General features: G+C 34.0%; 15 protein-coding genes. 13 read left to right on the top strand and 2 right to left on the bottom strand.

The features are described 5' to 3' along the window. Positions 1 to 755 precede the first annotated feature (755 nt). The 5 genes from NLG42_RS14690 (at position 756) to NLG42_RS14710 (ending at position 17056) form a co-directional block, all read left to right on the top strand. The gene (locus tag NLG42_RS14690) at positions 756 to 11195 is read left to right on the top strand and encodes an Ig-like domain-containing protein (protein ID WP_257681422.1); all 10440 of its coding nucleotides are present in this window, start codon (positions 756 to 758) and stop codon (positions 11193 to 11195) included. A gap of 46 nt (positions 11196 to 11241) precedes the next feature. After that, positions 11242 to 12174 (top strand): PorP/SprF family type IX secretion system membrane protein, encoded by a 933-nt coding sequence (locus NLG42_RS14695; RefSeq protein WP_257681423.1) that lies wholly within the window; start codon positions 11242 to 11244, stop codon positions 12172 to 12174. Positions 12175 to 12186: 12 nt separating this feature from the next. After that, a complete protein-coding gene (locus tag NLG42_RS14700) occupies positions 12187 to 14121 on the top strand; it encodes an OmpA family protein (protein ID WP_089058069.1) in 1935 nt (644 codons plus the stop codon). A gap of 246 nt (positions 14122 to 14367) precedes the next feature. Next, entirely contained in the window at positions 14368 to 16374 is a 2007-nt protein-coding gene (gene ligA, locus NLG42_RS14705; RefSeq protein ID WP_257681424.1) for an NAD-dependent DNA ligase LigA, read from the top strand. After that, a complete protein-coding gene (locus NLG42_RS14710; RefSeq protein WP_089058067.1) occupies positions 16361 to 17056 on the top strand; it encodes a hypothetical protein in 696 nt (231 codons plus the stop codon). Before ligA ends, NLG42_RS14710 begins: the two co-directional genes overlap by 14 nt. On the opposite strand, the gene NLG42_RS14715 is transcribed toward NLG42_RS14710, so the two are convergent. Then, the gene (locus NLG42_RS14715) at positions 17042 to 17953 is read right to left on the bottom strand and encodes a bifunctional metallophosphatase/5'-nucleotidase (RefSeq protein WP_089058066.1); all 912 of its coding nucleotides are present in this window, start codon (positions 17951 to 17953) and stop codon (positions 17042 to 17044) included. The genes NLG42_RS14710 and NLG42_RS14715 overlap by 15 nt on opposite strands. A gap of 132 nt (positions 17954 to 18085) precedes the next feature. Beyond that, a complete protein-coding gene (locus NLG42_RS14720) occupies positions 18086 to 18865 on the bottom strand; it encodes a 5'-nucleotidase C-terminal domain-containing protein (RefSeq protein ID WP_257681425.1) in 780 nt (259 codons plus the stop codon). Between the two features lie 47 nt (positions 18866 to 18912). Here NLG42_RS14720 and NLG42_RS14725 point away from each other — a divergent pair, with 47 nt between their 5' ends. The 8 genes from NLG42_RS14725 to fabV all read left to right on the top strand — a co-directional run bounded on the left by NLG42_RS14725 (position 18913) and on the right by fabV (position 26751). Beyond that, positions 18913 to 19425, top strand: coding sequence for a DUF6913 domain-containing protein (locus tag NLG42_RS14725; RefSeq protein ID WP_257681426.1), 513 nt, complete (start codon positions 18913 to 18915; stop codon positions 19423 to 19425). Between the two features lie 13 nt (positions 19426 to 19438). Beyond that, the gene (dapA, locus tag NLG42_RS14730; RefSeq protein ID WP_089058063.1) at positions 19439 to 20317 is read left to right on the top strand and encodes a 4-hydroxy-tetrahydrodipicolinate synthase; all 879 of its coding nucleotides are present in this window, start codon (positions 19439 to 19441) and stop codon (positions 20315 to 20317) included. 140 nt (positions 20318 to 20457) lie between these two features. Beyond that, complete coding sequence (locus NLG42_RS14735) at positions 20458 to 21252, top strand: outer membrane protein assembly factor BamD (protein ID WP_089058062.1); 795 nt, start codon at positions 20458 to 20460, stop codon at positions 21250 to 21252. Positions 21253 to 21260: 8 nt separating this feature from the next. Then, positions 21261 to 21578: a DNA-directed RNA polymerase subunit omega gene (locus tag NLG42_RS14740; RefSeq protein WP_008463064.1), complete on the top strand. Its 318-nt coding sequence runs from the start codon at positions 21261 to 21263 to the stop codon at positions 21576 to 21578. A gap of 9 nt (positions 21579 to 21587) precedes the next feature. Continuing rightward, complete coding sequence (gene coaBC / locus NLG42_RS14745; RefSeq protein ID WP_257681427.1) at positions 21588 to 22799, top strand: bifunctional phosphopantothenoylcysteine decarboxylase/phosphopantothenate--cysteine ligase CoaBC; 1212 nt, start codon at positions 21588 to 21590, stop codon at positions 22797 to 22799. Between the two features lie 67 nt (positions 22800 to 22866). Continuing rightward, positions 22867 to 23751 (top strand): type IX secretion system protein PorD, encoded by an 885-nt coding sequence (gene porD / locus NLG42_RS14750; protein WP_089058060.1) that lies wholly within the window; start codon positions 22867 to 22869, stop codon positions 23749 to 23751. Between the two features lie 51 nt (positions 23752 to 23802). Next, on the top strand, positions 23803 to 25455 hold the full coding sequence (gene recN / locus NLG42_RS14755) for a DNA repair protein RecN (protein ID WP_257681428.1): 1653 nt from the start codon (positions 23803 to 23805) through the stop codon (positions 25453 to 25455). A gap of 105 nt (positions 25456 to 25560) precedes the next feature. Then, a complete protein-coding gene (gene fabV, locus NLG42_RS14760) occupies positions 25561 to 26751 on the top strand; it encodes an enoyl-ACP reductase FabV (RefSeq protein ID WP_089058058.1) in 1191 nt (396 codons plus the stop codon). Positions 26752 to 26806 lie beyond the last annotated feature (55 nt).

Here is a 26806-nt window from a genome sequence, read left to right on the forward strand (position 1 = left end):
AAATAACATTCTGATTAAGTATTTTTTAATACTTAATTGTTTACTTCTATAACAATGAGAGTTGAAGTTTTTTATAATAACTTAATTAAGTTGCGTATGGAATTAATCATTACTTTCTTTATCATTTTTTCATTAGGTATTATTTTGGCTTTATTTTTTATGAGTTTGTATAAAATTGAATTGATTTTGAAATTTAATTTTAGTTCCACTTCAAACTTATTTTTCAAATTTTACAATTATTTTATTTTTTCGTTTTCAAAATCCAATCGGCGGTTTTGTTGATGAAAGATTTTTTTCTGTTTTTTAAAAACAGTATTATTATTTATTAAGGGTATTGACATTCAGTTTTAGAGTTTATTCTAATGAAATAAAGTTTACAGAAAGAGTAATCAACTTTCTATAAATATTGAATGATAGTATATTTAATAGAATTACCCCCAGTTCTACTTAAACTTAAATTTTCTTTTATGAAAATTATCCCTCTAACAAATCACTCCACGAGGAAGTCTGATTTAGATCAGTATTTCCAAAAAGTTTCAAGACATTTTTTGTTCAAAAGGAGCAAAAAGTGCTCTTTCGTATACTTTGGTATACACAATACAACATAATTTTTATTAAAGTGCAGTTTTAATTTTTGATCACTAAAAATTAAAATTTCATTCTAAGTGTTTGATTATTAACAGTTTTAAAATTGCCTAAGCATACGTGCTTACCGCAACAGGTATTTTATTGTCCATTTTCTAATCTTCCAAATTATGAAAAAAATTACTTTTTATGATCTCATCTTAAAGAAGAGATTATTTGGTTTGGCGTTTTTATTGCTTTTGAGCAATATGACTTTTGCGCAAACCTTTTGTAGACCCACTTCGCATAGTATTGGTAATTCGGGATTATGCATTGGTTCTGGTATAACTGATCCTGCATTTGCTTATGATGCTGAGTCCAGTGCGGTGCCAACAACAGCTACAACTTTAAGTACTGTTGTAGGAGTTGTCTGTACTCTTCAGGAAACCTTGATTTTTAATCAGACAGCAAAAGCTGGTGATCAAATTGTATTGTACATTGGCAGCGGTGATGATATACTTGATTTAGGGTTGTTTTCAACTGCAACAATTGAGCCCTTTTTGGGCACAGTAAGTGCTGGTGATAAAATTGCTTTAGGCAGTTCTATTTTGAATTTATCATTGCTTTCGGGTGATAAAATTGGGGTTATACGATACACTTTGACTCAAGATGCTAACAGAGTTGTAATTAAGCTTGGTGGTGGTTTAGTAGGTGTTCTAAATACTTTGCGTATTTACGATGCACGCTTGCAATTTGCTAAACCAACAATTGTTGGCGGTGAGACCCAATCTGTATGTACAGGACAGTCAATTGCGCTTTCGGCTACTGCAGCTGCTGGGACAACCGTTGCTTGGTATGATTCTCCAACATCAACAACTGCTCTTTCAGCTGTTAGTAGTTTTACTACACCTGCTTTGACAGCTTCTAAAACTTATTATGTTAGTACTTCGAGAGTTGGAGGTTGTGAAAGTGATCAACGTACTCCTGTAACAGTTAATGTAATTGAGCCGGCTTTACCAACAATTAGTACAGCTGGTACTGCAATTTGCTCCTCTGGCGCAACACAAGCAACTACATTGTCTGTAATAAACCCTGTGCTTGGTACAGATTATAAATGGTATGATGCAGAAACTGGAGGAAACCTTTTAACGCCTGGAAATACTTATGCTCCAACGGTTCCAACTGGTATTACTAAATTTTATGTTGAAGCTTCGATTGGAAGTTGTAAAACGACAAGAACTACGGTAACTGTCACATCAACACCAGTTCCTGCAAATCCAACGGTGTTAACTCAGAGTGTGTCGATACTGTCTGGTCAAAATGCAACTTTAAACGCTTTTACCAATGAATCAGGGGTTACTTTTGATTGGTACGATGTAGTTGCAGGAGGGACTAAATTATTAGGAGGCTCCGATACTTTTACGACACCTATTTTAATTGCGACAAAAACTTTTTATGTTGAAGCTCGTAATAGTGCGGGTGGCTGTGTTAGTGCTTTAAGAGTTCCTATTACAGTTACGGTTACGGCTGCACAAGGCAGCTGCTTACAGGCAAATAGCCAGCAGACTTCTCAGAGTGGGCTTTGTTTGCTTTGTGGTTCATTAGATCAGAATAAGTCAGTTGATGGTGATAATAATTCTGCCGCAAGGCTGACTGTTCCTGTTGGACTTGTTAATGATTGGGTGCAGCAGATTTTGCAATTTAATAATGCAGGTCAGGCGGGAGACGTTATTACAGTTGAATTAGGAATCCCAGGCGGATTAGCTGATGTTGGTTTATTAACTTACATCTCTCTTGCGACTTATAATGGTGCTACATTCAATAACGATCGTAAGGCAGTAAACTCTCTTTTGAACGTTCAGTTACTTTCTGGTGGACGTTTTAGAGTAACTTTTGAAGCAAAATCTTCTTTTGATCGTGTTGAGATTAGGTTGGGCGGATTGGCTTTGTTATTAACGAGCCTTGATATTTATGGAGCTTCATATAAGTTTAAAGAACGAACTATAACTGGAAATAAAACTATTTGCAGCGGGCAAACAACAACATTAACAGCCGATGTAGCTTTAGGTGAATCGATTAAATGGTATGATGCTGCAACAGCAGGAAATTTATTATCAAGTGCGGCTGCTTTTACAACTCCTGCTTTAACAGCAAATACAACTTATTATGTCGAGGTAACTCGCAATGGATGTGTTAATAGCGAAAGATCGGCTGTTCTTGTTACTGTAAATAATCCTGTTGCACCTGCAATTAATTCTACTATTACAAATATTTGTGCAGGAGGTTCAGCCGTTTTATCTGTTGTTTCGGCAATCGCAGGAACAACATATAATTGGTATGATGCTACAACTGGAGGAAGTTTAATATTTACGGGAATTTCCTATTCAACACCAAATTTAATAGCTACTACAAGTTATTATGTTGAAGCGGTGATTGGAAATTGTTCGAGTACTCGTACACAAAAAACGATAAATGTAAACCCTCTTCCTTCTGTACCAGTTCCAGTATCTTCAAATGTAACGATTCAGTCTGGTCAGAGTGTGCAGTTGGCTGTAGTAGATGCTGGAGGAACCATAAAATATAATTGGTTTGATGTTCCTAGCGGAGGAATATCAATAGAATTAGGCAGTAGTACTTTTACTCCTAGTCCAGCTTTAACTGCTAGTAAAACTTTTTATGTAGAAGCTGTAGATACAGCTTCAGATTGCAAAAGTAGTCCAAGAGCTGTAATTAATGTCTCTGTAATTAATACAGTTGATATTTGTTTGAGACCCACTATACAACAAACGAGTTTGGATGGTGCTGTGTGTATAGTTCCTTGCGGTGTGACAGATCCAGATTTTTCAGTAGATGGAGATAATACTACTGCAGCAAAACTTTCTTTCGGACTTGGTATTTTGTCAACCTTAGAACAAAAGTTAATTTTTACAACAACGGGTCAAGCGGGAGATATTATAGATGTAGAGTTAGGATTGCCGGGAGGAATTGTTGATCTTGGACTTGTTTCTAATGTTACATTAAGAAGTTTTAATGGTGCAACTCCAAATAATGATTTGACCACTATTGGAGCTCTCGTAAATGTTCAGTTGTTGGGAGGAAATCGATTTAAAGCAAGTTTTGTTGCGGGAGGATCATTTTCAGCCATTCAAGTTAAATTAGGCGGATTAGCTAATATAGCAACTAGCTTAGATATTTATGGAGCATCTTATAGATTTAAAGAAGCAGCTGTTTCGGGAACTACTGTTTGTGTAGGGAAATCAGCAAATTTGGCAGTTACTTCTGATACTACAGGAAAAACATATAAATGGTATAATCTGCCTACAGGAGGTACTGAGCTTTCGGCACTTTCAACTTATACTACGCTGGCATTAAATACAAGTACAACTTATTATTTAGAAGAAACGCGTGGTACTTGTGTGAATTCTACTCGTCAAGCAGTGACAGTAAATATTGTATCAGTTCCAACAGCTGGGGATATTTTAATAAGTAGTCCTTTGACAACTTCTTGTACCGGAGGAATTGTATTGTCTCCAACATCTTCATTAGCAGGAGCTAAGTTTAATTATTATTTTGATCAAAATAAAACGCAGCCGGTACCAACCGGAAATGTTGCGGGTGTAACGTACTCAAAAGATGTTGCGGGAGCCTTGACGATTAGCGGATTAACGTCTTCTACTACATATTTTATTTCAGTAGTCAATGAAGGTTCATGCGAAAATGAAACGGGGACATTAAAAGAAGTAGTTGTAAATTACGCTCCAACTCCAGCTTTAACAGTTTCAGCAACTTTATCAGGTTGTGCAAAGGTCAATTTAAAAGATGCAATAGCAAGTTTTGATACATCAGGAAATACGACTTATACTTTCTATAGTCCAATAAATACTCAAATTACAGACGAAGCGGCTGTAAATATTACGGCAAGTGGTGATTATTGGATTCAAGCTCAAACAAAAGGTAATAGCTGTTTATCGGCCAAGCAGAAAGTAACTGTTACAATTAATCAGATTCCAACTTTAACAGATGTAACCACTAATAGAGTAGTTAATAAAGGAGAAGTTGTAACATTAAACGCAACATCAAATGCAGCAATAACTTGGTATGATCCGCAAGGTAATGCTTTACCTTCAAATAGTACAGGAGCACTTAATACTGTTGGTGTTTATACCTATACTGTAATTGTCAATAATGGAACGTGTACCAATAGTCAAACGGTAACAATCAGTGTTATTGATCCTTTGGATTGTGATACTTTACTAGAAAGAGTTTATGCTAATGAACAATCTTACGGATCAATTCTTACCGGTGGTGTTTCGAATGAGGCTTTAGCAGTAGATGGTAACCCAAGTACATATTCGACAATAACGACAGGTTTTGGGCTTTTGGGTATTGGAACGACATGGCAAAACCTGCAATGGCCAAAAACTATTTCTAAAGGAACTCCTGTAACTGTGAAACTTGGTTTAGAAAACAGTTTAATTGCGGTAGGACAAAGTATTACGGTAGTAGGTACGAAACGTGACGGACTTGGAAATCCAATTGATATTGGAACTCTGCAATCTGTATCTGGATCATTAGTAAATCTATTATCAGGGCAAAACTCATTTGAATATACCTTCGTTCCTTCTGATATTTCTGGTACTAAAGATTATGATGGTATCCGAGTACAACTAGGATCAGTTTTAAGTGTGGGACAAAGTATTAATGTTTATGATGCTCATTATAAAAAACAAGTAAAACAAATTACATGTGGTCAGGGTGATATTGAAGATATTTTCTCCGGCGTAAGAGATTTAGGAGTTGGAGCTTTAACTACTACAGTTGGAGTTTCTCAACCTTGGAATGTTGCTGATGGTGATGTGGGTACTTATGCTACAATGTTTAGCGGAGCAGGAGTTTTGGCAGCAGCTGAACTTACCACCGCTTTTAGAACACCGTCAATGGTAGGAGATAGTCTTAGAATAGTGATTTCTAAACCTGGTACAATTTTAAATCTTAATTTGCTTACAGGGTTCGTTATTCAACTTTATTCAGGAAATATTGAGGTTGGAGCACCTATTAAGAATGACAGTAATTTGTTGAGTTTAAAATTACTTTCAGGCGATACTATGGCTATGACAATTCTAGCACCTCAAACTCAGCCTTACGATAGAGTTAGAATTAGTTTGGGTGGTGTAGCAAGTGTATTTGATCAGCTTAGAGTTCATAGTATAGACCGAGTAACCAATACGAAGGTTATAGGCAGTGATATTAAAAATACGCTCACGGTCTGTCCAGGTTCTGAATTAAAATTGGAGGTTGCTCCTAAGAACTGTTCGACTTATGCTTGGTATGATTCTCCAACTGGCGGTAATGTATTGGCTAATGGTCAATCCTATACACTTCCAGCTGCAATGGCAGCGGGTACTTATAAATATTATATTCAGCCTATACGTTATGGTTGTCCAGCTTTAACAAGAGGCGTAGTAACAGTGGTAGTTAGAGCAACAACACCAGCTGCAACTATAGCTAGTATAAAAATAAATAATGGATCTAATACCGTGATTTGTTCTGAAAATGGGAACGTGAGCTTAGAAGCTGTTTTAGTTACACCTTTACCAACACTTACAAATCCAGTCTATTACTGGTATAGTTTTGATGGAACAAAAAGTAATTTAATACCAGGAAAAACAACTTCAACATTAAATGTAACAGGATTGTCTCCTGGAACCTATACTTATTATGTAGGACTTAGTTCTGATGAATATTGTGAAACTGCTCCAGGCGATAGAAAACAAGTAACATTTACTATTTTACCAACTTCTCTTCCAACGGATATTTCGGTTAATAATGATTCAGTTTGTCATAATACGACAGCGACTTTAACACCATCGAGTTCTTTGGTAAATCCAGTATTCTTTTGGTATTTAGATGCTAATAAAACGAAGCCTATTTTAACTGGTTTAATTGATGGTGTAACTTACACAGTAGATAATGTAACAGGAGTTTTGACAGCCTCTGGTTTAACGGCGGCAATGAGTCCTATGACTTACTATGCAGCAGTTAAAAGTGACAATACTTGTCCAAATAAAGCTGGTGAACTTAAAGAAGTAACAGTAACAGTTACTGATCCAGCAACACCAACAACTGATGATAATACTCAAGATTTTTGTGTAATAAACAGTCCAAAAGTTTCAGATCTTAAAACTAATGAAGCTGATGTTGTTTGGTATGATTCTGCGACAAGTACAACTCCACTATTAGCAAGCGATCCATTGACTAGCAAAATCTATTATGGAGTATTTTCTGTTCCAATAAAATTGAATCCAACGGTTTATTGTGAAAGTAAAAACAGGCTGGCGATTACAGTTACCGTTACAGATCCGGGCACGCCAAACATCTCAGATAAAGATCAAGACTTCTGTTTAGTAAATGCGCCGACTATTGCAAGCATTAATGTAAGCCCAGAAACGGGAAATATAGTTTGGTATGATGCCTCAACAGGAGGAAATGTAGTAACTGCAACAACAGCGTTGACAACAAAAACTTACTATGCGGCTTTAAAAGATGCCACAACAACTTGTGAAAGCAATGTAAGATTGGCAGTCGCTGTAAATGTTACAGATCCAGGAACACCAGACATAACAGATAAAGATCAAGATTTCTGTTTGGTAAATGCTCCGACAATTGCCAATATTAATGTGAGTCCAGAAACAGGAAATATAGTTTGGTATGACGCATTAACAGGAGGAAATCTAGTAACTGCAACAACAGCATTGACAACAAAAACTTACTATGCAGCTTTGAAAAATGCCACAACAACTTGTGAAAGCAATGTAAGATTAGCTGTAGCAGTAAATGTTACCGATCCAGGTACGCCAAACATAACAGATAAAGATCAAGACTTCTGTTTAGTAAATGCGCCGACTATTGCAAGCATTAATGTAAGTCCAGAAACAGGAAATATAGTTTGGTATGATGCCTTAACAGGAGGAAATGTAGTAACTGCAACAACAGCGTTGACAACAAAAACTTACTATGCTGCATTGAAAGGCGCCACAACAACTTGTGAGAGCAATGTAAGATTAGCTGTAGCAGTAAATGTTACCGATCCAGGAACACCAAACATAACAGATAAAGATCAAGACTTCTGTTTGGTAAATGCGCCGACTATTGCAAGCATTAATGTAAGTCCAGAAACAGGAAATATAGTTTGGTATGATGCCTTAACAGGAGGAAATGTAGTAACTGCAACAACAGCGTTGACAACAAAAACTTACTATGCAGCTTTGAAAAATGCCACAACAACTTGTGAAAGCAATGTAAGATTAGCTGTAGCAGTAAATGTTACCGATCCAGGTACGCCAAACATAACAGATAAAGATCAAGACTTCTGTTTGATAAATGCGTCGACTATTGCAAGCATTAATGTAAGTCCAGAAACAGGAAATATTGTTTGGTATGATGCATTAACAGGCGGAAATGTAGTAACTGCAGCAACAGCGTTGACAACAAAAACTTACTATGCAGCTTTAAAAGATGCCACAACAACTTGTGAAAGTAATGTAAGATTAGCTGTAGCAGTAAATGTTACCGATCCGGGCACACCAAACATTGCAGATAAAGATCAAGATTTCTGTTTGGTAAATACTCCGACTATAGCAAATATTAATGTAAGTCCAGAAACAGGAAATATTATTTGGTATGATGCATTAACAGGAGGAAATGTAGTAACAGCAACGACAGCATTGACAACAAGAACGTATTATGCTGCATTGAAAGACGCCACAACAACTTGTGAGAGCAATGTAAGATTAGCAGTCGCCGTAAATGTTACAGATCCAGGAACACCAAACATTTCAGATAAAGATCAAGATTTCTGTTTAGTAAATGCTCCGACTATTGCAAGCATTAATGTAAGTCCAGAAACAGGAAATATAGTTTGGTATGATGCCTTAACAGGAGGAAATGTAGTAACTGCAACAACAGCGTTGATAACAAAAACTTACTATGCAGCTTTGAAAAATGCCACAACAACTTGTGAGAGCAATGTAAGATTAGCAGTTGCTGTAAATGTTACAGATCCAGGTACGCCAAATATTACAGATAAAGATCAAGATTTCTGTTTGATAAATGCTCCAACAATTGCCAATATTAATGTGAGTCCAGAAACAGGAAATATTGTTTGGTATGATGCATTAACAGGAGGAAATGTAGTAACAGCAACAACAGCATTGACTACAAGAACGTACTATGCGGCTTTGAAAAATGCCACAACAACTTGTGAAAGCAATGTAAGATTAGCTGTAGCAGTAAATGTTACAGATCCGGGCACACCAAACATTGCAGATAAAGATCAAGACTTCTGTTTAGTAAATACTCCAACAATTGCAAGTATTAATGTAAGTCCAGAAACAGGAAATATAGTTTGGTATGACGCATTAACAGGCGGAAATGTAGTAACAGCAGCAACAGCATTGACTACAAGAACGTACTATGCGGCTTTGAAAAATGCCACAACAACTTGTGAAAGTAATGTAAGATTAGCAGTTGTAATAAATGTAACAGATCCAGGAACACCAAACATTGCAGATAAAGACCAAGATTTCTGTGTTGTAAACGCGCCAACGTTCGCATCAATTAATGTAAGTCCAGCGAATAATGTTGTTTGGTACACTAATTTAGTTGGAGGAAATTTGATTCCTGCGGGAACAACATTAACAACAGGAACTTATTATGCAGCCATAAAAGATCCAGTAACATCTTGTGAAAGTAATACAAGACTGCCAATTGCAATAAAAGTTACAGATCCTGTTACACCAACAACAACTTCTGGAACACAGGTTTTTTGTTCAGGTAATAATCCAACGGTAGCCAGTATCCAAGTTAATGAAAGTAATGTAATTTGGTATAACGCAGCAATTGGAGGAACGGCGATTGCTTCAACTGCACCATTAGTAAATGGAGATTATTTTGCAGCATTAAAAGATGCTGTAACAGGTTGTGAGAGCAGTAATAGATTAAAAGTAACGGTAACTGTTGGTAATTCAATTACACCTACAACTAATAATGCAGCACAGGAGTTTTGTTCAACAACAGCACCAACCATTGCTAGTATTAAAGTAAATGAAAGCAACGTATCATGGTTTAATGTTCCTGTTGGAGGAACTGCAATTACTGCAACAACTGCGTTAACTTCTGGTATATATTATGGAGAAATCACAGACGCTGCAACAGGATGTAAAAGCGCAACTCGTTTAAAAGTTACAATTACAGTAACAACTCCGAGTCCAACGCCAACTACAACAGATACAACACAAGATTTCTGTTCAACTGCTTCGCCTACAATTGCCAGTATTCAGGTTAATGAAGCAAATGTAATTTGGTACAACACCCAAACAGGAGGTACTGCTATTCCGGCTTCTACAGCTTTAGCAACGGGAACTTACTACGGAGCGGCAGCAAGCACTACAAACTGCGAGAATCCTAATAGATTAGCAGTTGCAGTAACAGTTAATACTCCTGGAAGAATTACAACACCAAGAACAGCACAAGTATTCTGTTTAGCAGCATCGCCAACATTAGCTAATATTCAGGTTAATGAAGCAAATGTAGTTTGGTATTCAACACCAACAGGAGGAGCTCCGTTAACTGCAAGTACATTGTTAACTGCAACGACATATTATGCCGATGCCCTTATCAATATTACAAATGGCTGTGGAGGAGCTTCAAGATTAGGTGTAACAGTTAGTTTTGAAAATGACGCTTTAGTTCCAATTACAACCAATGATGATACACCATGTGTTTTTCAAGGTGTGACTTATTCGATAGCAAATGGAAAATCAAATTACGTTTGGTCTGTAACTAATGGAACCATTATTAATGGCGGCGGAACATCAGATGATGATGTTACAATTTCATGGTCAGATATTGGACCGGGTAAAGTTCAAGTTACTTATATCAATACTTGTAATGAAACTACCACCAAGACTTTAAGTGTAACAGTTGCGACTTGTTCAGATATAACAATTACAAATACAGTCGACAATCCAACACCTAATTTTGGTGATCATGTAACCTTTACAGTGACTGTAAATAATGTAGGACAAGGTAGTTTTATAAATACCATCGTCAGCGAATTGCTGCCTAGCGGTTATGATTTGGTAAGTTCAAGCACAACTATCGGAGTTTATGATCCAAAGACACAGCTCTGGACGATTCCAACGTTGAATTCAGGTCAAAGTGCAACACTCACTATTGTTGCTGAGGTATTGCCAAGCGGAAATTATTTAAATGTGGCTACAATAGAAATTTCAACTCCATTAGATGTTGATGCTTCAAATAATTCGGCTTCAGCCTCTGTTGATCCAATTTGCTTGACAGTTTACAATGAATTCACACCAAATAACGATGGAGCAAACGATCTTTTCAGAATTGATTGTATCGAATCATATCCAAATAATGAGCTGAAAGTTTATAACAGATATGGAGCATTGGTATACAGTAAACAGCATTACGAAAATGATTGGAACGGAACGGCAAATGTGTCGGGAGTAATTAATAGAGGAGATATGCTGCCAACGGGTACTTATTTTTATGTGATTACCATTGGAGATGGAACGGTTAAAAAAGGATGGTTATCTATTATGAGATAAGCATTTCGATTAATCATCTAATTAATTAAACTAAATAAGTATCGTTATGAAACTATATATAAAATCATTAGAAACGTATTTTGTAATAATATGTTCTTTAAGCACATTTTGTGCAACCGCGCAGCAAGATCCAGAGTACACACAATATATGTACAACACAATGGCGGTAAATCCAGCTTATGCTGGGTCTACCGGCAGTTTAGAAGCAGCACTTTTATACCGTTCACAATGGATTGGAATTCCTGGTGCACCAGAAACACAGTCGTTCTCTATTCAAACTCCGCTTCGTGACGAAAAGATTGGTTTAGGACTTAGCGTTGTAAACGACAAAATCGGCCCGTCAGATGAACTATATCTAGATGGAAATTTCTCTTATTCAATTCCGTTAGGTTATGAAAAAAGACTAGCATTTGGGTTAAAAGCGGGTATGAGAATGTTGAATATTGATTGGTCAAAAGGAAAGTACTACGATCCAAACGATGTTTTATTGAATCAAAATATCAACAATCAAGCAAAATTGGCAGTTGGAGCAGGAGTATATTACTATACCGATAAATGGTATGTAGGTTTATCTGTACCTAGTTTTATTCAAAGCACTTATTACGATGATGTTCAGGAATCTATAGATTATGATCGTTTACATTATTATTTAATGGGAGGTTATGTTTTTGATTTGAATCCGAATTTAAAATTTAAACCAGCATTTTTAGTAAAAGCAGTGAGTGGAGCACCACTTACTGCTGATATTTCGGCAAATTTTATGCTTGCCGAAAAATTTGTAATCGGTGCTTCTTATAGAACAGATGATTCCGTAAGTATTTTAGCAGGTTTTCAAATATCTAAGAGTTTTTATTTAGGATATGCTTTCGATTACACCGTGAGCCAACTAAATAAATATAACGATGGAACCCATGAAATCATCTTACGTTATCAGTTTAACAAAGGACAAAGTAAAATTAAATCTCCTCGATTCTTCTAAAATTAAGAACCTATGAAAAAACTATATATCCTTAGTTTAGTATTGAGTTTGACATTTGGTTTTGCTCAAACTAATTTAAAAAAAGCCGATGCCTTGTTTCGTAACTATTCTTATCTAGATGCTTCAAAAGCCTATGAAGAATGTTTGCAAAACATTAAAAAACCATCGACACAAACATTAAAGAACGCTGCCGATTCGTATTATTTTATATCCGATGCTCGAAATGCGCTTAAATGGTATAAAAAACTATATGAGGCTCAGGATAATAATATGACAGACGTTTATTATCTGCGATACATCCAAACAATGAAAGCAGTTATGGATTATGATGATGCCGATAGAATTACGAAAGAGTATCTTAATAAAAAAGGAGATCAAAAAGAGATTAATCGCTATGTGACTCAGAAGAAACAAATGGACAGTTTAGCGAAAACAAAATCGCTGTATCAGATTAAAAATTTGGATATAAACACCAATAAATCTGATTTTGGAGCTACTTTTTTTCAAGATAAAATTGTATTTACATCCGCAAGAGATACAACAAAATTTAGTCAAAAATTATACAACTGGAACAATCAGCCATTTCTAAACTTATATATTGCCGAAAGAAATGCCGCTGATGGAAATTTGCTCAACGCAGAATTATTCCTTCCAAACGTAATGACAAAGTATCACGAAGCGACAGCAACATTTGACAGCAGTGGAAAAACCATTTATTATTCGACAAATATTGTAAAGAAAAAGAAATTAGTAATCGACGAAAGTAAAACGAATAACTTTCAGATTATTAAAGGTTCAATAGTCAATAATAAACTAGAAAATTCTGAGAAAGTCTTCTTTGACAGCGACGATTATTCTGTAGGACATCCTTCTTTAAGCGAAGACGGTCAATTACTTTTCTTCGCATCAGATATGCCGGGCGGGTTTGGCGGAACAGATTTATATGTGGTAAAAATTGCGGCCGACGGCACAATGAATTCACCTAAAAATCTAGGACCCAATATTAATACTCTAGGTAATGATCTTTTTCCATTTTTTAGAAACGGAACATTGTACTTTTCTTCAGATGGACATTACGGATGGGGAGATTTAGATGTTTATGAAAGCACATTATTAGACGACGGAAGTTTTTCGATACCACGAAACCTTGGAGCACCTATTAATAGTAATAAAGATGATTTTGCTTTTATAATTGATAAAACCGAAAGCTTTGGTTATGTTTCATCAAATAGAGCAGGAGGAAAAGGAGACGACGATATTTATTCGTTTGCAAAAGGAAAACCTATTTGTAATCAAAGCATATCAGGTATTGCAATTGATAGAAAATCCAGACTTCCACTAACAGATGTTGTCGTAATGGCATATAATTCATTTAGTGAAGTACTGGGAGAAACAAAAACAAATTTTGAAGGTAAATATGCTATAATTGTTCCGTGCGGAAAAGCAATTAAAATGATTGCGGCAAAACCAAATTACAGCAGTGATGAAAAAACCGTAGAAACTACAAATGAAAACGAAGGAGAAATTAAAGACGTCAACTTTGAGCTTAGCAACTATGATGATTTAGTAGTGAAAAAACAAGGAGTTGAAAAAGTAGATGTAAAACCAATTTATTTTGATTACGACAAATACGACATTACACCTTTGGCAATTGAAGAGCTTTCGAAAGTAGTATTTGTTATGAAGAAATTTCCAAATATCCGCATTAAAATTGAGTCACATACAGACTCGCGAGGAAAAGATGCTTACAACATGAAACTATCCGATAACAGAGCCAAATCGACCCGCGATTATATCATTTCGCAAGACATAGATCCGTCAAGAATTGAAAGTGCAATTGGTTACGGTGAAAGCAGATTAATTAATAAATGTAAAAACGGTGTAAAATGTACCGAAGAAGAGCATTTATTAAATAGACGTTCAGACTTTATTATTATCCAAAAATAACGCTATATTTGCAATCTAATTACTTGGTAATCAGTATTGAAAATATAAAACGTAGAAACCATTTGGAAGTTGGTTTTGTTTAATTCTTTTTTAAGAATAATGGACAAGAAGAAAATCAGGCTGCATGATTTTGCAGCTTGATTTTTGATTTTAAAAACTTTCAATTCTAATGCTTTTTGAACAAAAAATAATCCTAATTTTGATATTCAATTATTCTCGATCAAAATCAGCATCATTTTATTATTTATGAGTATCCAAGAAAACATTCAATCTTTAAGAAACGAACTAAATCAGCACAACTACAACTATTATGTGCTGGATAATGCCACAATTTCAGATTATGATTTTGATCTTAAATTAAAAGAATTACAAGATTTAGAAAGTAAATACCCTGAATATTTTGACGAAAATTCACCTACACAGCGTGTTGGAGGAACCATAACAAAGAATTTTAAAACCATTGCGCATCAGTACAGAATGTACTCGCTTGACAACTCCTATTCAAAAGAAGATTTAATTGATTGGGAGAATCGTATTCAGCGTGTTTTGGGTAATGTAGATTTACAATATACCTGTGAATTAAAATACGACGGAGCTTCAATTAGTATAACTTACGAAAACGGAAAATTAGTTCAAGCACTAACTCGTGGAGATGGTTTTCAAGGAGATGAGGTAACCAGTAATATTAAAACAATCAAGTCAGTTCCTTTACAGTTGAAAGGAAATTATCCTCAAAAGTTTGATATCCGAGGAGAAATTATTCTGCCTTTTGCTGGTTTCGAAAAAATGAATCAAGAATTAATAGAGATTGGTGAAACACCTTATTCTAATCCAAGGAATACAGCTTCGGGAAGTTTAAAATTGCAAGACAGTTCAGAAGTTGCAAAGCGTCCGTTAGAATGTTTATTGTATTTTGTAATAGGAAATGATCTTCCATTTACAACCCAATTCGAAGGATTAGAAGCCGCAAGAAATTGGGGATTTAAAGTTCCAAAAGAAGCCAAATTGGTAAATAACATGCAAGAAGTGTTTGAATTTATTGATTATTGGGATGTACACCGTCATGAATTACCTTATGAAACAGATGGCGTAGTAATAAAAGTAAACAGTATTCATTCGCAGGAAGAATTAGGATATACCGCTAAATCGCCGCGTTGGGCAATAGCATACAAATTCAAATCAGAACAAGTTTCAACAAAATTAAAATCAATATCTTATCAAGTAGGACGTACCGGCGCCATTACACCAGTTGCAAATTTAGAACCAGTGCAATTAGCAGGAACCATTGTAAAAAGAGCCTCATTGCATAATGCAGATCAAATTGAGAAACTTGATATTAGAATAAATGACACTGTTTTTGTTGAAAAAGGAGGTGAAATTATCCCTAAAATTATAGCAGTAGATTTAGATAAACGCCCAGAAAATTCAGAAAAAACACAATATATTACACACTGCCCTGAATGTCAAACCGAATTGGTTAGAAATGAAGGCGAAGCCAACCATTACTGCCCTAATTTTTATGGCTGTCCGCCGCAGATTATTGGACGAATTCAGCATTTCATTTCAAGAAAAGCAATGGATATTGAAGGATTGGGAGGCGAAACAGTTGCTTTATTATTCAATAACGGATTAGTGCATAATTACGCAGATCTTTATGAATTAAAAGTAGAAGATATTCTGCCGTTAGAAAGAATGGCACAAAAATCGGCTGAAAATTTGGTTAAAGGAGTCGAAAAATCAAAAGAAATTCCATTTGAGAGTGTTTTATTTGCTCTTGGAATTCGTTTTGTCGGAGAAACCGTTGCAAAAAAACTAGCCAAACATTATAAAAACATTGAAGCATTGAGCAAAGCCTCGTTAATGGATCTGATTTTAGTAGATGAAATTGGAGAAAGAATTGCTAAAAGTGTTATAGAGTTTTTTGAGAATGAAGAAAACAAACGCATCATTGAACGTTTAAAAAGTTATGGAATTCAATTTGAAATAATTGAGAAAATCAACCCAAATGCTACTGAGAAATTTATAGGAAAAACTTTTGTTGTTTCTGGAGTCTTTACCACATTTTCTAGAGACGAATTGAAGAAAACAATAGAAGATAACGGCGGAAAAGTAGGAAGTTCTATTTCTGCAAAAACCGATTTTGTAGTAGCAGGAGATAATATGGGACCAGCTAAATTAGAAAAAGCTAATAAGCTGAATATTCCAATATTATCAGAGGAAGATTTTATAAGTAAATTGAATGAAAGCGAATAAACCATCGTTAATTTTATTTTTTTCAGCACTGCTGTTTACAATTATCTTTGATTGGACAGGGCAGGAATTTTTAGCAATCTATGCTAAAGCAATCGTGCTTCCAGCAATTTTTATTTATTTTTTGATAAGTAACGATTTCAAGATTAGAAAAACAGAAGGATTTATTTTTCTATTTTGTTTTATAGGGCAGGTTTTCGATCTTATGGACATCGAAATTTCGGAAATAGGAGGAGTAATAAGTTTCTTGATTGTATACCTGTTAATCATGAAAATTTTCATTTTCGAGCACGAAAAAATAACCCTGAAAAAAAAGGATATACTGCCAATATCTATCGTAGTGATATTTATTGTCTACCTTTTAATTTCAGTCCTGAGCCTGCAATTTGATAAAATGAAAAGATTCAATGCAATCTATACCATTTACGGTATAGTGCTTAGTTTAGTAAGTTATTTTTCGTTTGTAAGCTACATCACAAAAGGAACATTTTTAGCACTACTAATGTCCCTTATGGCAATAAGTTATATTTTTTCGGATATATTCTATATTTTCAATGAGTACTTTTCGTACTCAGTCGTGTTATTCTTAATTCGAGATGTAACACAAATCCTGGCTTACTATTTTATGGTCGAATATTTCCTTGAAAAAGAGAAAAATAATAGAAAAGCATTATACAACAATTGATCTGGCTTGATTGCTGTGCGCTTTATCTTTATCAAAGTAAAAATCAATTCGGCCTAAATTTATTCCGTAACAGCCAACTTGATTTACCAAAACATTTTCTCCCGCCTTGTTTTTTACAATAGTAGGCTTATCAAGAAAAGTATGCGTATGACCGCCAATTATTAAATCAATATCCTGAGTAAGTTCAGCCAATTTTAAATCGCAAATTTTAGCAGAATCATCTCTATACTTATAGCCTAAATGCGAAAGACAAACAACTAAATCACATTTTTCCTCTTTCTTCAATAATTGAGTCATATCCTGAGCAATTTCAACAGGATCATTATAAACAGTTTCCTTATAAAGTTGTTTGTCAACTAATCCTGCCATTTCGATACCAAGACCAAAAACACCAACCTTAATACCATTTTTATTAAAAATCTTATAAGGTTTTACAAGCCCGTTCATGACTGTGTTTTTAAAGTCATAATTAGAACAAATAAAATCAAAAGAAGCGTGAGGCATTTGTGCATATAAACCATCCAAACCATTATCAAAATCATGATTCCCTATAGTCGATGCATCATATTTCATCATACTCATCAGCTTAAATTCAAGTTCGCCCCCATAATAATTAAAATAAGGAGTTCCTTGAAAAATATCGCCGGCATCTAATAAAAGAACATTTGGATTTTCCTGACGAATAGTTTCAATAAGCGCAGCCCTGCGAGATACACCGCCTTTGTTTGGATTACGAGGATCATCAGCCGGAAAAGGATCTATGTGACTATGAACATCATTAGTATGAAGAATAGTTAAATGTTTAACATCGTTACTTCCAAAACTGCTTAATGATAACCCTAAGCTTAATAAAGCAGTACTTGCAGCGGTTTTTTCGATAAATTCTCTTCTTTTCATTGTATATGTTTTTTTGCGGGAACGCTTGTATTTTTATTTTCAGTAATTCTCTTTTTTAACTGCTGATTTCACGAAATAATACAAATTGTTTTTTTTAGCATTTTTAAATTTGTGCAATTCGTGGCGAACTTTTTATTCTTCAGTAATTCTAATGTTTTTAGGCACGGGAATAGTATCAACTTGTTTGAAATAATCAATAAGTACATTTCGAAGCTTGTAGTTCAAATCAAATTTTTGAACGTTTTTCAAGAAAAAATTCATACTGTCTCCGCCATTAGCCAAATAATCATTAGTAGCAACATAATAAATCTTGTCAAGATCAAGAGGTTTACCCTGAATAAGTATGTTTTTAGCCGTTTGATCTTTTGCAATTGTAAACGTCATTCCTGATAAAGGATGAGGTTTTTTCTCCTTAATAATGTAAGCAGTCATTTCTAAAATCTGTTGTCCTTTTAGAGCTAGAACCACAAGATTATTTTCAAAAGGCATAATTTCAAAAGCAGATCTCGTAGTAACGTTGCCTTTTGGTAAAATAGCACGAATACCACCATGATTTAAGAAGCATAAATCGATATCTTTTTTTTCACGAGCCTTAAAAACAAGATTTCCTCGCTCTAAACAAACATCAGCCATTAAGCAGCCTATGCTCGTTTGCCATTTGCCGGTACTTTTGTCAAGCGTTTCAGGGCAATAAGCAAGAATACTGTCTAAGTCTTTATTTATATGATCGCGATAAGGCTTTATAAAAGTCTCAATCTCGGGTGTTTGTGCACTTTTTTCTGTAACAGGGATTTGTTTTCCTTCTATTTTTGTCAGATTGTATTTTTTAGTACTGCAGGAAAATATTGAAAATAGTGTTAAGAATATAACAAAAAGTTTTAAAAATCGGTTATACTTTTTTAGTTTTACCATTTTAAATGCGGCTTAAATAATTAATTTTGTAATTTGGTAAAAGTACTATGTTTTTAAATTATATAAAGGAATTTTTTGTAAAAAAATCATTAAAAAATAACTTGAATAATCTCAAAAACGAAGTCTTTACTAGCAATGTGCAAACAATTGGTTTATTAGTTGATGAAAGTAAATTTCAGTATTCTAAAGAGTTAATAAAAGAATTAACACTTTATGGAATCGCTTCGGAAAACATAAAAATCGTTGCATACAGAGATAAATTTAAAGTAAAAGAAACGTATTCGGTGCCCACTTTTGGTAAAAATCATATCAATTGGAAAGGAGAGATTACAGAAAATTTTTTAAATGAGTTTATCGAAACAGAATTTGATCTTTTGATTAGTTATTACGAAATCGAAAAAGCAATTTTGATGATCATAACCAACAGCTCAAAAGCTCGGTTTAAAGTAGGATTTGCTTCAGTAGACAATAGATTGAATCGCTGGATGATTAAAACCGAAATAGAGAATTATAAACTTTTCATTAAAGAATTGTTTAAGTATTTAAAAAGTATAAAATAAATTATAAATTAATATGCAATCATTAATAGGAACTGGTGTTGCACTTGTAACTCCATTTAAAAAAGACTTTTCAATAGATATCGAAGCCTTACAGCGTATCGTTAATTTTTCGATAGATGGAGGAGTTGAGTATCTTGTAGTTATGGGAACAACGGCAGAAAATGCTACCTTAACACAAGAAGAGAAAGAGTTGGTTATAAACACCGTTATCGATGTTAATAAAGGAAGACTGCCTCTAGTTCTTGGAGTAGGAGGAAACAATACTATGCAGATTGTAGAAGAATTGAAAACAAGAGATTTTTCAGCTTTTGAAGCTATACTTTCTGTTTCACCATATTATAATAAGCCAACGCAAGAAGGAATTTATCAGCATTTTAAAGCAATTGCAGAAGCATCTCCAGTGCCTGTAATTTTGTATAACGTTCCAGGAAGAACAGCAAGTAATATGTTGCCGTCTACTGTAGTTCGTTTAGCAAATGATTTTAGTAATGTAGTTGCTATAAAAGAAGCTGCTGGAGATATGGCTCAAGCAATGCAGATTATCAAAGATGCACCAAAAGATTTCTTGGTGATTTCTGGAGATGATATGATCGCTCTGCCGATTGTTTTAGCAGGAGGAGCAGGTGTGATTTCAGTAATTGGACAAGGTTTTCCTAAAGAATTTTCAGAAATGATTCGTTTAGGATTGAATAAAAAAGTAAACGAAGCGTTTAAAACACAATATTTATTGTCAGATTGTATTGATATGATTTTTGAGCAGGGAAATCCAGCAGGAATTAAACAAATCTTTCAAGCCCTTGGTATTGCTGATAATACTGTGCGTTTACCTCTAGTGGCTGTTGACGATTCGCTGGCGCAAAGATTAAATGATTTTGTAAAAGCGAGTATTTAGTAACTCTAAGATTATCGGTATTTTATTATACGAAAAAAAATATTTTGCATTCGCTAAATTAATAACTAAATTTGCCACCGAAACTTCGGTGTGATTTTGCTTTGGCATAACGTCTAAGGAATCATAATAAAAGTAAGAAAATGAAAAAACTAGTATCTCTGTTAATTGTTGTTGCCCTTTTTTGTTCTTGTAGTGATTACCAAAAAGCATTAAAAAATGAAGATGTCGCAGCAAAATTTGAAATGGCGACAAAAATGTATGATGCTGGAAAATATTCAAAAGCAATTCGTCTTTTTGAGCAATTGGCACCTACATATAGAGGAAAGCCTCAAGCAGAAAAGCTTTTTTATATGTTTTCACAGTCTTACTATAAAACAAAACAATATTATTTAGCAGGATACCAATTCGAAAGTTTTGTATCAGGTTATCCACGAAGTGAAAAAGTACAAGAAGCCGCTTTCTTAGGTGCTTTTAGTTACTCAAAATTAGCTCCGGTTTACAGTTTAGATCAAGCTGATACAGTAAAAGCATTAGAGAAATTACAAGCCTTTATTGATAATTATCCAAACTCAGAATATCTTGCTCAAGCAAATGAAGCTGTGAAAATATTAAATGGAAAGTTAGAGAAGAAAGCATATGAAAATGCTAAAGGGTATAACACAATTTCAGATTACAAATCAGCGTTAGTAGCATTTGATAATTTTATTGCAGATTTCCCTGGAACACCTTTTAAAGAAGATGCTTTGTTTTACAAATACGATTCAGCATATCAATTAGCAATTAATAGTATTCCATCAAAAATGGAAGAACGTTTAAACGTTGCGAAAGTTGCATACAATAATTTGATAAAGTTTAAAAGCGATACAAAGTATAAAGAAAAGGCAGAAGAAATGAATGCCAGAGTTGAAACAGATTTACAAAAATTTACTAAATAAATAAAGTCATGGATTTAAAAAAGACGAATGCTCCTGTTAATACAATAACTTACAATAAAACAGTTATTGAAGAGCCAACAGGAAATGTGTATGAAGCAATTACCATTATGGCTAAAAGAGCAAATCAAATTAATTCTGAAATTAAAAAAGAATTAACTGAGAAATTAGAAGAGTTTGCTACTTACAATGACAGTCTTGAAGAAGTTTTTGAAAATAAAGAGCAAATTGAAGTTTCTAAATTTTACGAAAAATTACCAAAACCACACGCTCTAGCAGTTCAAGAATGGTTAGATGGTAAAACTTACCACAGAAGTTCAAATAAATAATATAGTATAATGTCAGTTTTAAACGGGAAGAAAATTTTACTAGGAGTTTCTGGTGGAATTGCAGCGTATAAAACAGCCTCATTAGTACGACTTTTTATAAAAGCAGGTGCACATGTCCAAGTGATAATGACACCTGCTTCTAAGGATTTTGTAACCCCGCTTACATTATCTACCTTATCAAAAAATCCTGTACATTCTAATTTCTTTAATCAGGACGATGAAGATGCTGTATGGAATAATCATGTAGAATTAGCTCTTTGGGCTGATTTAATGTTGATTGCGCCGGCAACCGCTAATACATTGTCGAAAATGGCAAATGGAAATTGCGATAATCTTTTGATTGCAGCCTATTTGTCAGCTAAATGTCCTGTTTATTTTGCTCCTGCAATGGATTTAGATATGTATAAACACCCATCAACATTGTCTAGTTTTGCTTCTTTAAAACAGTTTGGAAATATAATGATTCCTGCTGAAAATGGCGAACTTGCAAGTGGATTGTCTGGTGAAGGACGTATGGCTGAACCAGAAAATATTATTGCTTTTTTAGAGGCTGATTTAGAAAGTAAACTGCCTTTGAAAGGAAAAAAAATACTAGTTACTGCTGGACCAACATACGAAGCAATAGATCCTGTACGTTTTATAGGAAATCATTCCTCAGGAAAAATGGGGTTTGATATTGCAAATGAAGCTTCAAAACTTGGAGCAGAAGTTGTTTTAGTTGCAGGACCAACACATTTAAAAGTTAAAAACCAGTCTATTGAAGTTGTAAACGTTACGTCTGCACAAGATATGTATGATGCTTGTCATTTACATTTCAAAAACTCTGATGTAGTAATTGCAGCAGCAGCGGTAGCAGATTACAGACCAAAAGAAGTTGCTTTACAGAAAATCAAGAAAAATTCAGACGAATTTTCGATTGAGCTGGAAAAAACAAAAGATATTTTGTCATCTTTGGGAGCAGCTAAAGAAAAACAGTTTTTAATTGGCTTTGCTTTAGAAACTGAAAATGAAATTGAAAATGCTAAGCTGAAAATTCAGAAAAAAAACTTAGATTTGATTGTTTTAAATTCCTTACAAGATGAAGGAGCTGGATTTAAAAAAGAAACCAATAAAGTTACTTTTATTGATAAAAACTTCAAGATCGAGCCAATGGAATTAAAATCTAAGGAATTTGTAGCAATTGATATTTTAAAGAAAGTAGTTTTGTTTTTCTCTAAATAGTTAGGATTTAGCACAGCGTCTTAAAGTAAGTTTGAGATGGCTGTTTATAGCAGTTAATATTTTTTATATGAATAAAATAGTTACTCTTTTAGCGTTTTTAATTTTTGGCTTTACACAAGCGCAACAACTAAATTGTACAGTAACTATTAATACTGAAAGACTGCCAAATCCCAATCAGCAGGTTTTTAAAACACTTCAAACGGCTTTGTCCGAATTTGTAAACAAAACAGATTGGACAGGTTCTGTTTTAAAGCAGAATGAGCGAATTAACTGTTCAATGTATATTACTCTTTCTTCTAACAGCTCAGATCAATTTACAGGAACAATACAAGTACAGTCTTCTCGATTGATTTTTAATTCTACCTATTCTTCACCAGTTTTGAATTATAATGATAAAGATTTCAACTTTAAATATACAGAATACGAACCTTTATTGTTTAATCCATCTGTGTATGAATCCAACTTAGTTTCTGTAGTATCATTTTACAGCTATTTAATTTTAGGAATGGATGCAGATACGTTTCAAATGGGAGCAGGAAATCAATATCTTGAAACTGCTCAAAACATTGCAAACGTTGCACAGCAAGGAGGATTTAAAGGATGGAATCAGTCTGATGGGCTTCAAAATCGTTATTATTTGATTAATGATATGGTTTCTCCAATGTTTAGTGATTTGCGTCAGGTAACTTATGCATATCACACAGGTTTAGATGGTATGAGCCTTGATTTGAAAACTTCAAAAGAAAAAATAAAAAATGCAATTCTAATTATTGGAAGGTTAAATACAGTTAAACCAAATGCTTTTTTGACTAGAATATTTTTTGATGCAAAATCAGATGAAATTGTTTCTATTTTCTCAGGAGGTCCAAGTATTCCAATTTCTGATTTAACAGATGTTTTAAATAAAGTTTCGCCATTAAATTCTTCAAAATGGTCTCAAATAAAGTTTTAATAACTTTATTTCTTATTTTTTCATTAGCTTAAATATTTATAAATTTCCCCTATGATAACTTCACTGTCAATTAAAAATTATGCCCTTATTGAAAAGCTTTCAATTGATTTTTCAAAAGGATTTTCTATAATTACAGGAGAAACAGGAGCTGGTAAATCTATAATATTAGGTGCAATCGGCTTGGTTCTAGGGAAAAGAGCAGATCTTACTTCGTTAAAAAATAAAGAAGAAAAATGTGTGATAGAAGCTCAGTTTGAAATTTCTAAATACAATCTAAAAGAGTTTTTTGAGACAAACGATTTAGATTACGAAGACGAAACCATAATTCGTCGTGAAATTTTGCCTTCTGGAAAATCTCGCGCCTTTATAAATGACAGTCCTGTGAACCTACAGGAACTGCAAGATTTAAGTTTGTTTTTAATAGATATTCATTCGCAGCAGCAAACTCAGGAATTATCAGAGGAAAGCGTTCAATTTAAAATTATTGATGCAATTGCGAGTAACGGAGATACAATTGCAGCATATCAAGATTTATTAAAAGTTTATAAATCAGATAAATCAAAGCTAAACGCCTTGCTTAAAAAACAAAGCGATTCAGGAAAAGAACAAGAGTACAATACTTTTTTACTGAATGAATTGGTTTCGGCTAAATTAAAATCTGGTGAACAAACAGAATTAGAATCTGATTTTGAGAAACTTAATAATGTTGAAATTATTAAAGAAGCAATCGATAAATCGCTTGTAATTGCAAACGAAGAGCAATTTGGAGTTTTTCATAATTTAAATGAAATTAAAGGATCACTGCAAAAAATTGCACCTTTTTCGTCTGAATATCAGAATTTATTCGAAAGGATAACAAGTTTATCTATCGAATTTGATGATATTTGTAAAGAGTTACAAAATGCCGTTGAAAAATTAGTAAACGACCCAGAGCAATTAGAAGCAATCAGTCAAAAATTGCAGTTAATTTTCAATCTGCAGAAAAAGCACCACGCGGCTTCCGTAGAGGAATTACTTCAAATTCAGGAAGATTTAGGAAAGACGTTGCTTGAATTGGATAATATCGAAGAAGAAATAGAATCTCTTTCAAAAGCAATAGAGCAAAAAGCGGTCGAATTGAATGAATTTGCGACAGTAATTCATAAAAACAGAATTGATGCAATTCCGGTTTTATCCAATCAATTAATAACTATTTTAGATACGTTGGGAATGCCTAATGTTCGCTTTAAAATTGAATTGATTCCATCAGAAACTTATTTTCAGAATGGAAAAGATGAATTGCAGTTTTTGTTCGCAGCCAATAAAGGAACTGATTTTGGATTACTGAAAAAAGTGGCATCAGGAGGTGAGATGTCTCGTATTATGCTTGCAGTAAAAGCAATATTAGCTCAATATTCAAAATTACCGACTTTAATTTTTGATGAAATTGATACAGGAGTTTCTGGTGAAATAGCTATTAGGATGGGGGAAATTATGAAAGAAATGAGTTTAAAAATGCAAATTTTTGCCATTACACATTTACCTCAAATTGCTGCAAAAGGTGATTCGCACTTTAAAGTTTTTAAATCAATAATTGATGATGCAACGCAGTCAGAATTAAAGCTTTTGTCTCAGGACGAAAGAGTTATAGAGATTGCGCAAATGTTATCTGGTGCAGTGGTTTCAGATTCAGCTTTAAATCATGCCAAAGCCTTGTTGAACTAAAGAAATAATTTATATTTGCCATCTAAAAACTTATTAAACAAACGAAATTAGTTTATCATTTGTGATTATTAATGAGAAGCTGATTTACGAATAAATAAAAAAAGTATGATTATAGAGCCTAGAATGAGAGGATTTATTTGTTTGACAGCCCACCCAAAGGGAGCCGAACAAAATGTTAAAAATCAAATAGAATATATCAAATCAAAAGGTGCAATCGCTGGTGCAAAAAAAGTACTGGTTATTGGTGCTTCAACAGGTTTTGGATTAGCTTCAAGAATTACAAGTGCTTTTGGATCTGATGCTGCTACAATTGGAGTGTTTTTTGAAAAACCGCCGGTTGAAGGAAAAACAGCTTCTCCAGGTTGGTATAATTCTGCTGCATTTGAAACAGAAGCTCACAAAGCAGGTTTATATGCGAAAAGTATCAATGGAGATGCTTTTTCAAACGAGATAAAAAGAGAAACATTAGATTTAATAAAAGCTGATTTAGGACAAGTAGATCTTGTTATTTATAGTTTAGCTTCACCAGTGCGTACAAATCCTAATACAGGAGTTTTACACCGTTCAGTATTAAAACCAATTGGACAAACTTTTACAAATAAAACAGTTGATTTTCATACAGGAAATGTAACCGAAGTTTCAATCGCTCCTGCAAACGAGGAAGATATTGAAAATACAGTTGCTGTTATGGGTGGTGAAGACTGGTCAATGTGGATGGATGCTTTAAAGAGCGAAAATTTATTGGCAGAAGGAGCTACAACAATCGCTTATTCTTATATTGGGCCAGAACTTACAGAAGCTGTTTATCGTAAAGGTACAATCGGACGTGCGAAAGATCATTTAGAAGCGACTGCATTTACAATTACAGACAGTTTAAAATCTATAGGAGGAAAAGCGTATGTTTCTGTAAATAAAGCATTAGTTACACAAGCAAGTTCTGCAATTCCAGTTATTCCATTGTATATTTCTCTTTTGTACAAAATCATGAAAGAAGAAGGTATTCATGAAGGATGTATCGAGCAGATTCAGCGTTTGTTTCAAGACAGATTGTATTCCGGTTCTGAAGTTCCAACAGATGAAAAAGGAAGAATTAGAATTGATGATTGGGAAATGCGTGAAGATGTTCAGGCAAAAGTTGCTGAGCTTTGGAAAGAAGCTACGACAGAAACATTACCAGCTATTGGAGACTTAGCAGGTTATAGAAATGATTTCTTAAATTTATTTGGATTTGAATTTGCTGGAGTTGACTACAAAGCTGAAGCAAATGAGATAGTTAATATTGAAAGTATCAAATAAATAAAAATTAACATAAGTAAAAAACCATCAACCAAAAGTTGATGGTTTTTTTATG

Source organism: Flavobacterium plurextorum, assembly GCF_024638035.1.
Taxonomy (GTDB): Bacteria; Bacteroidota; Bacteroidia; order Flavobacteriales; family Flavobacteriaceae; genus Flavobacterium; species Flavobacterium plurextorum.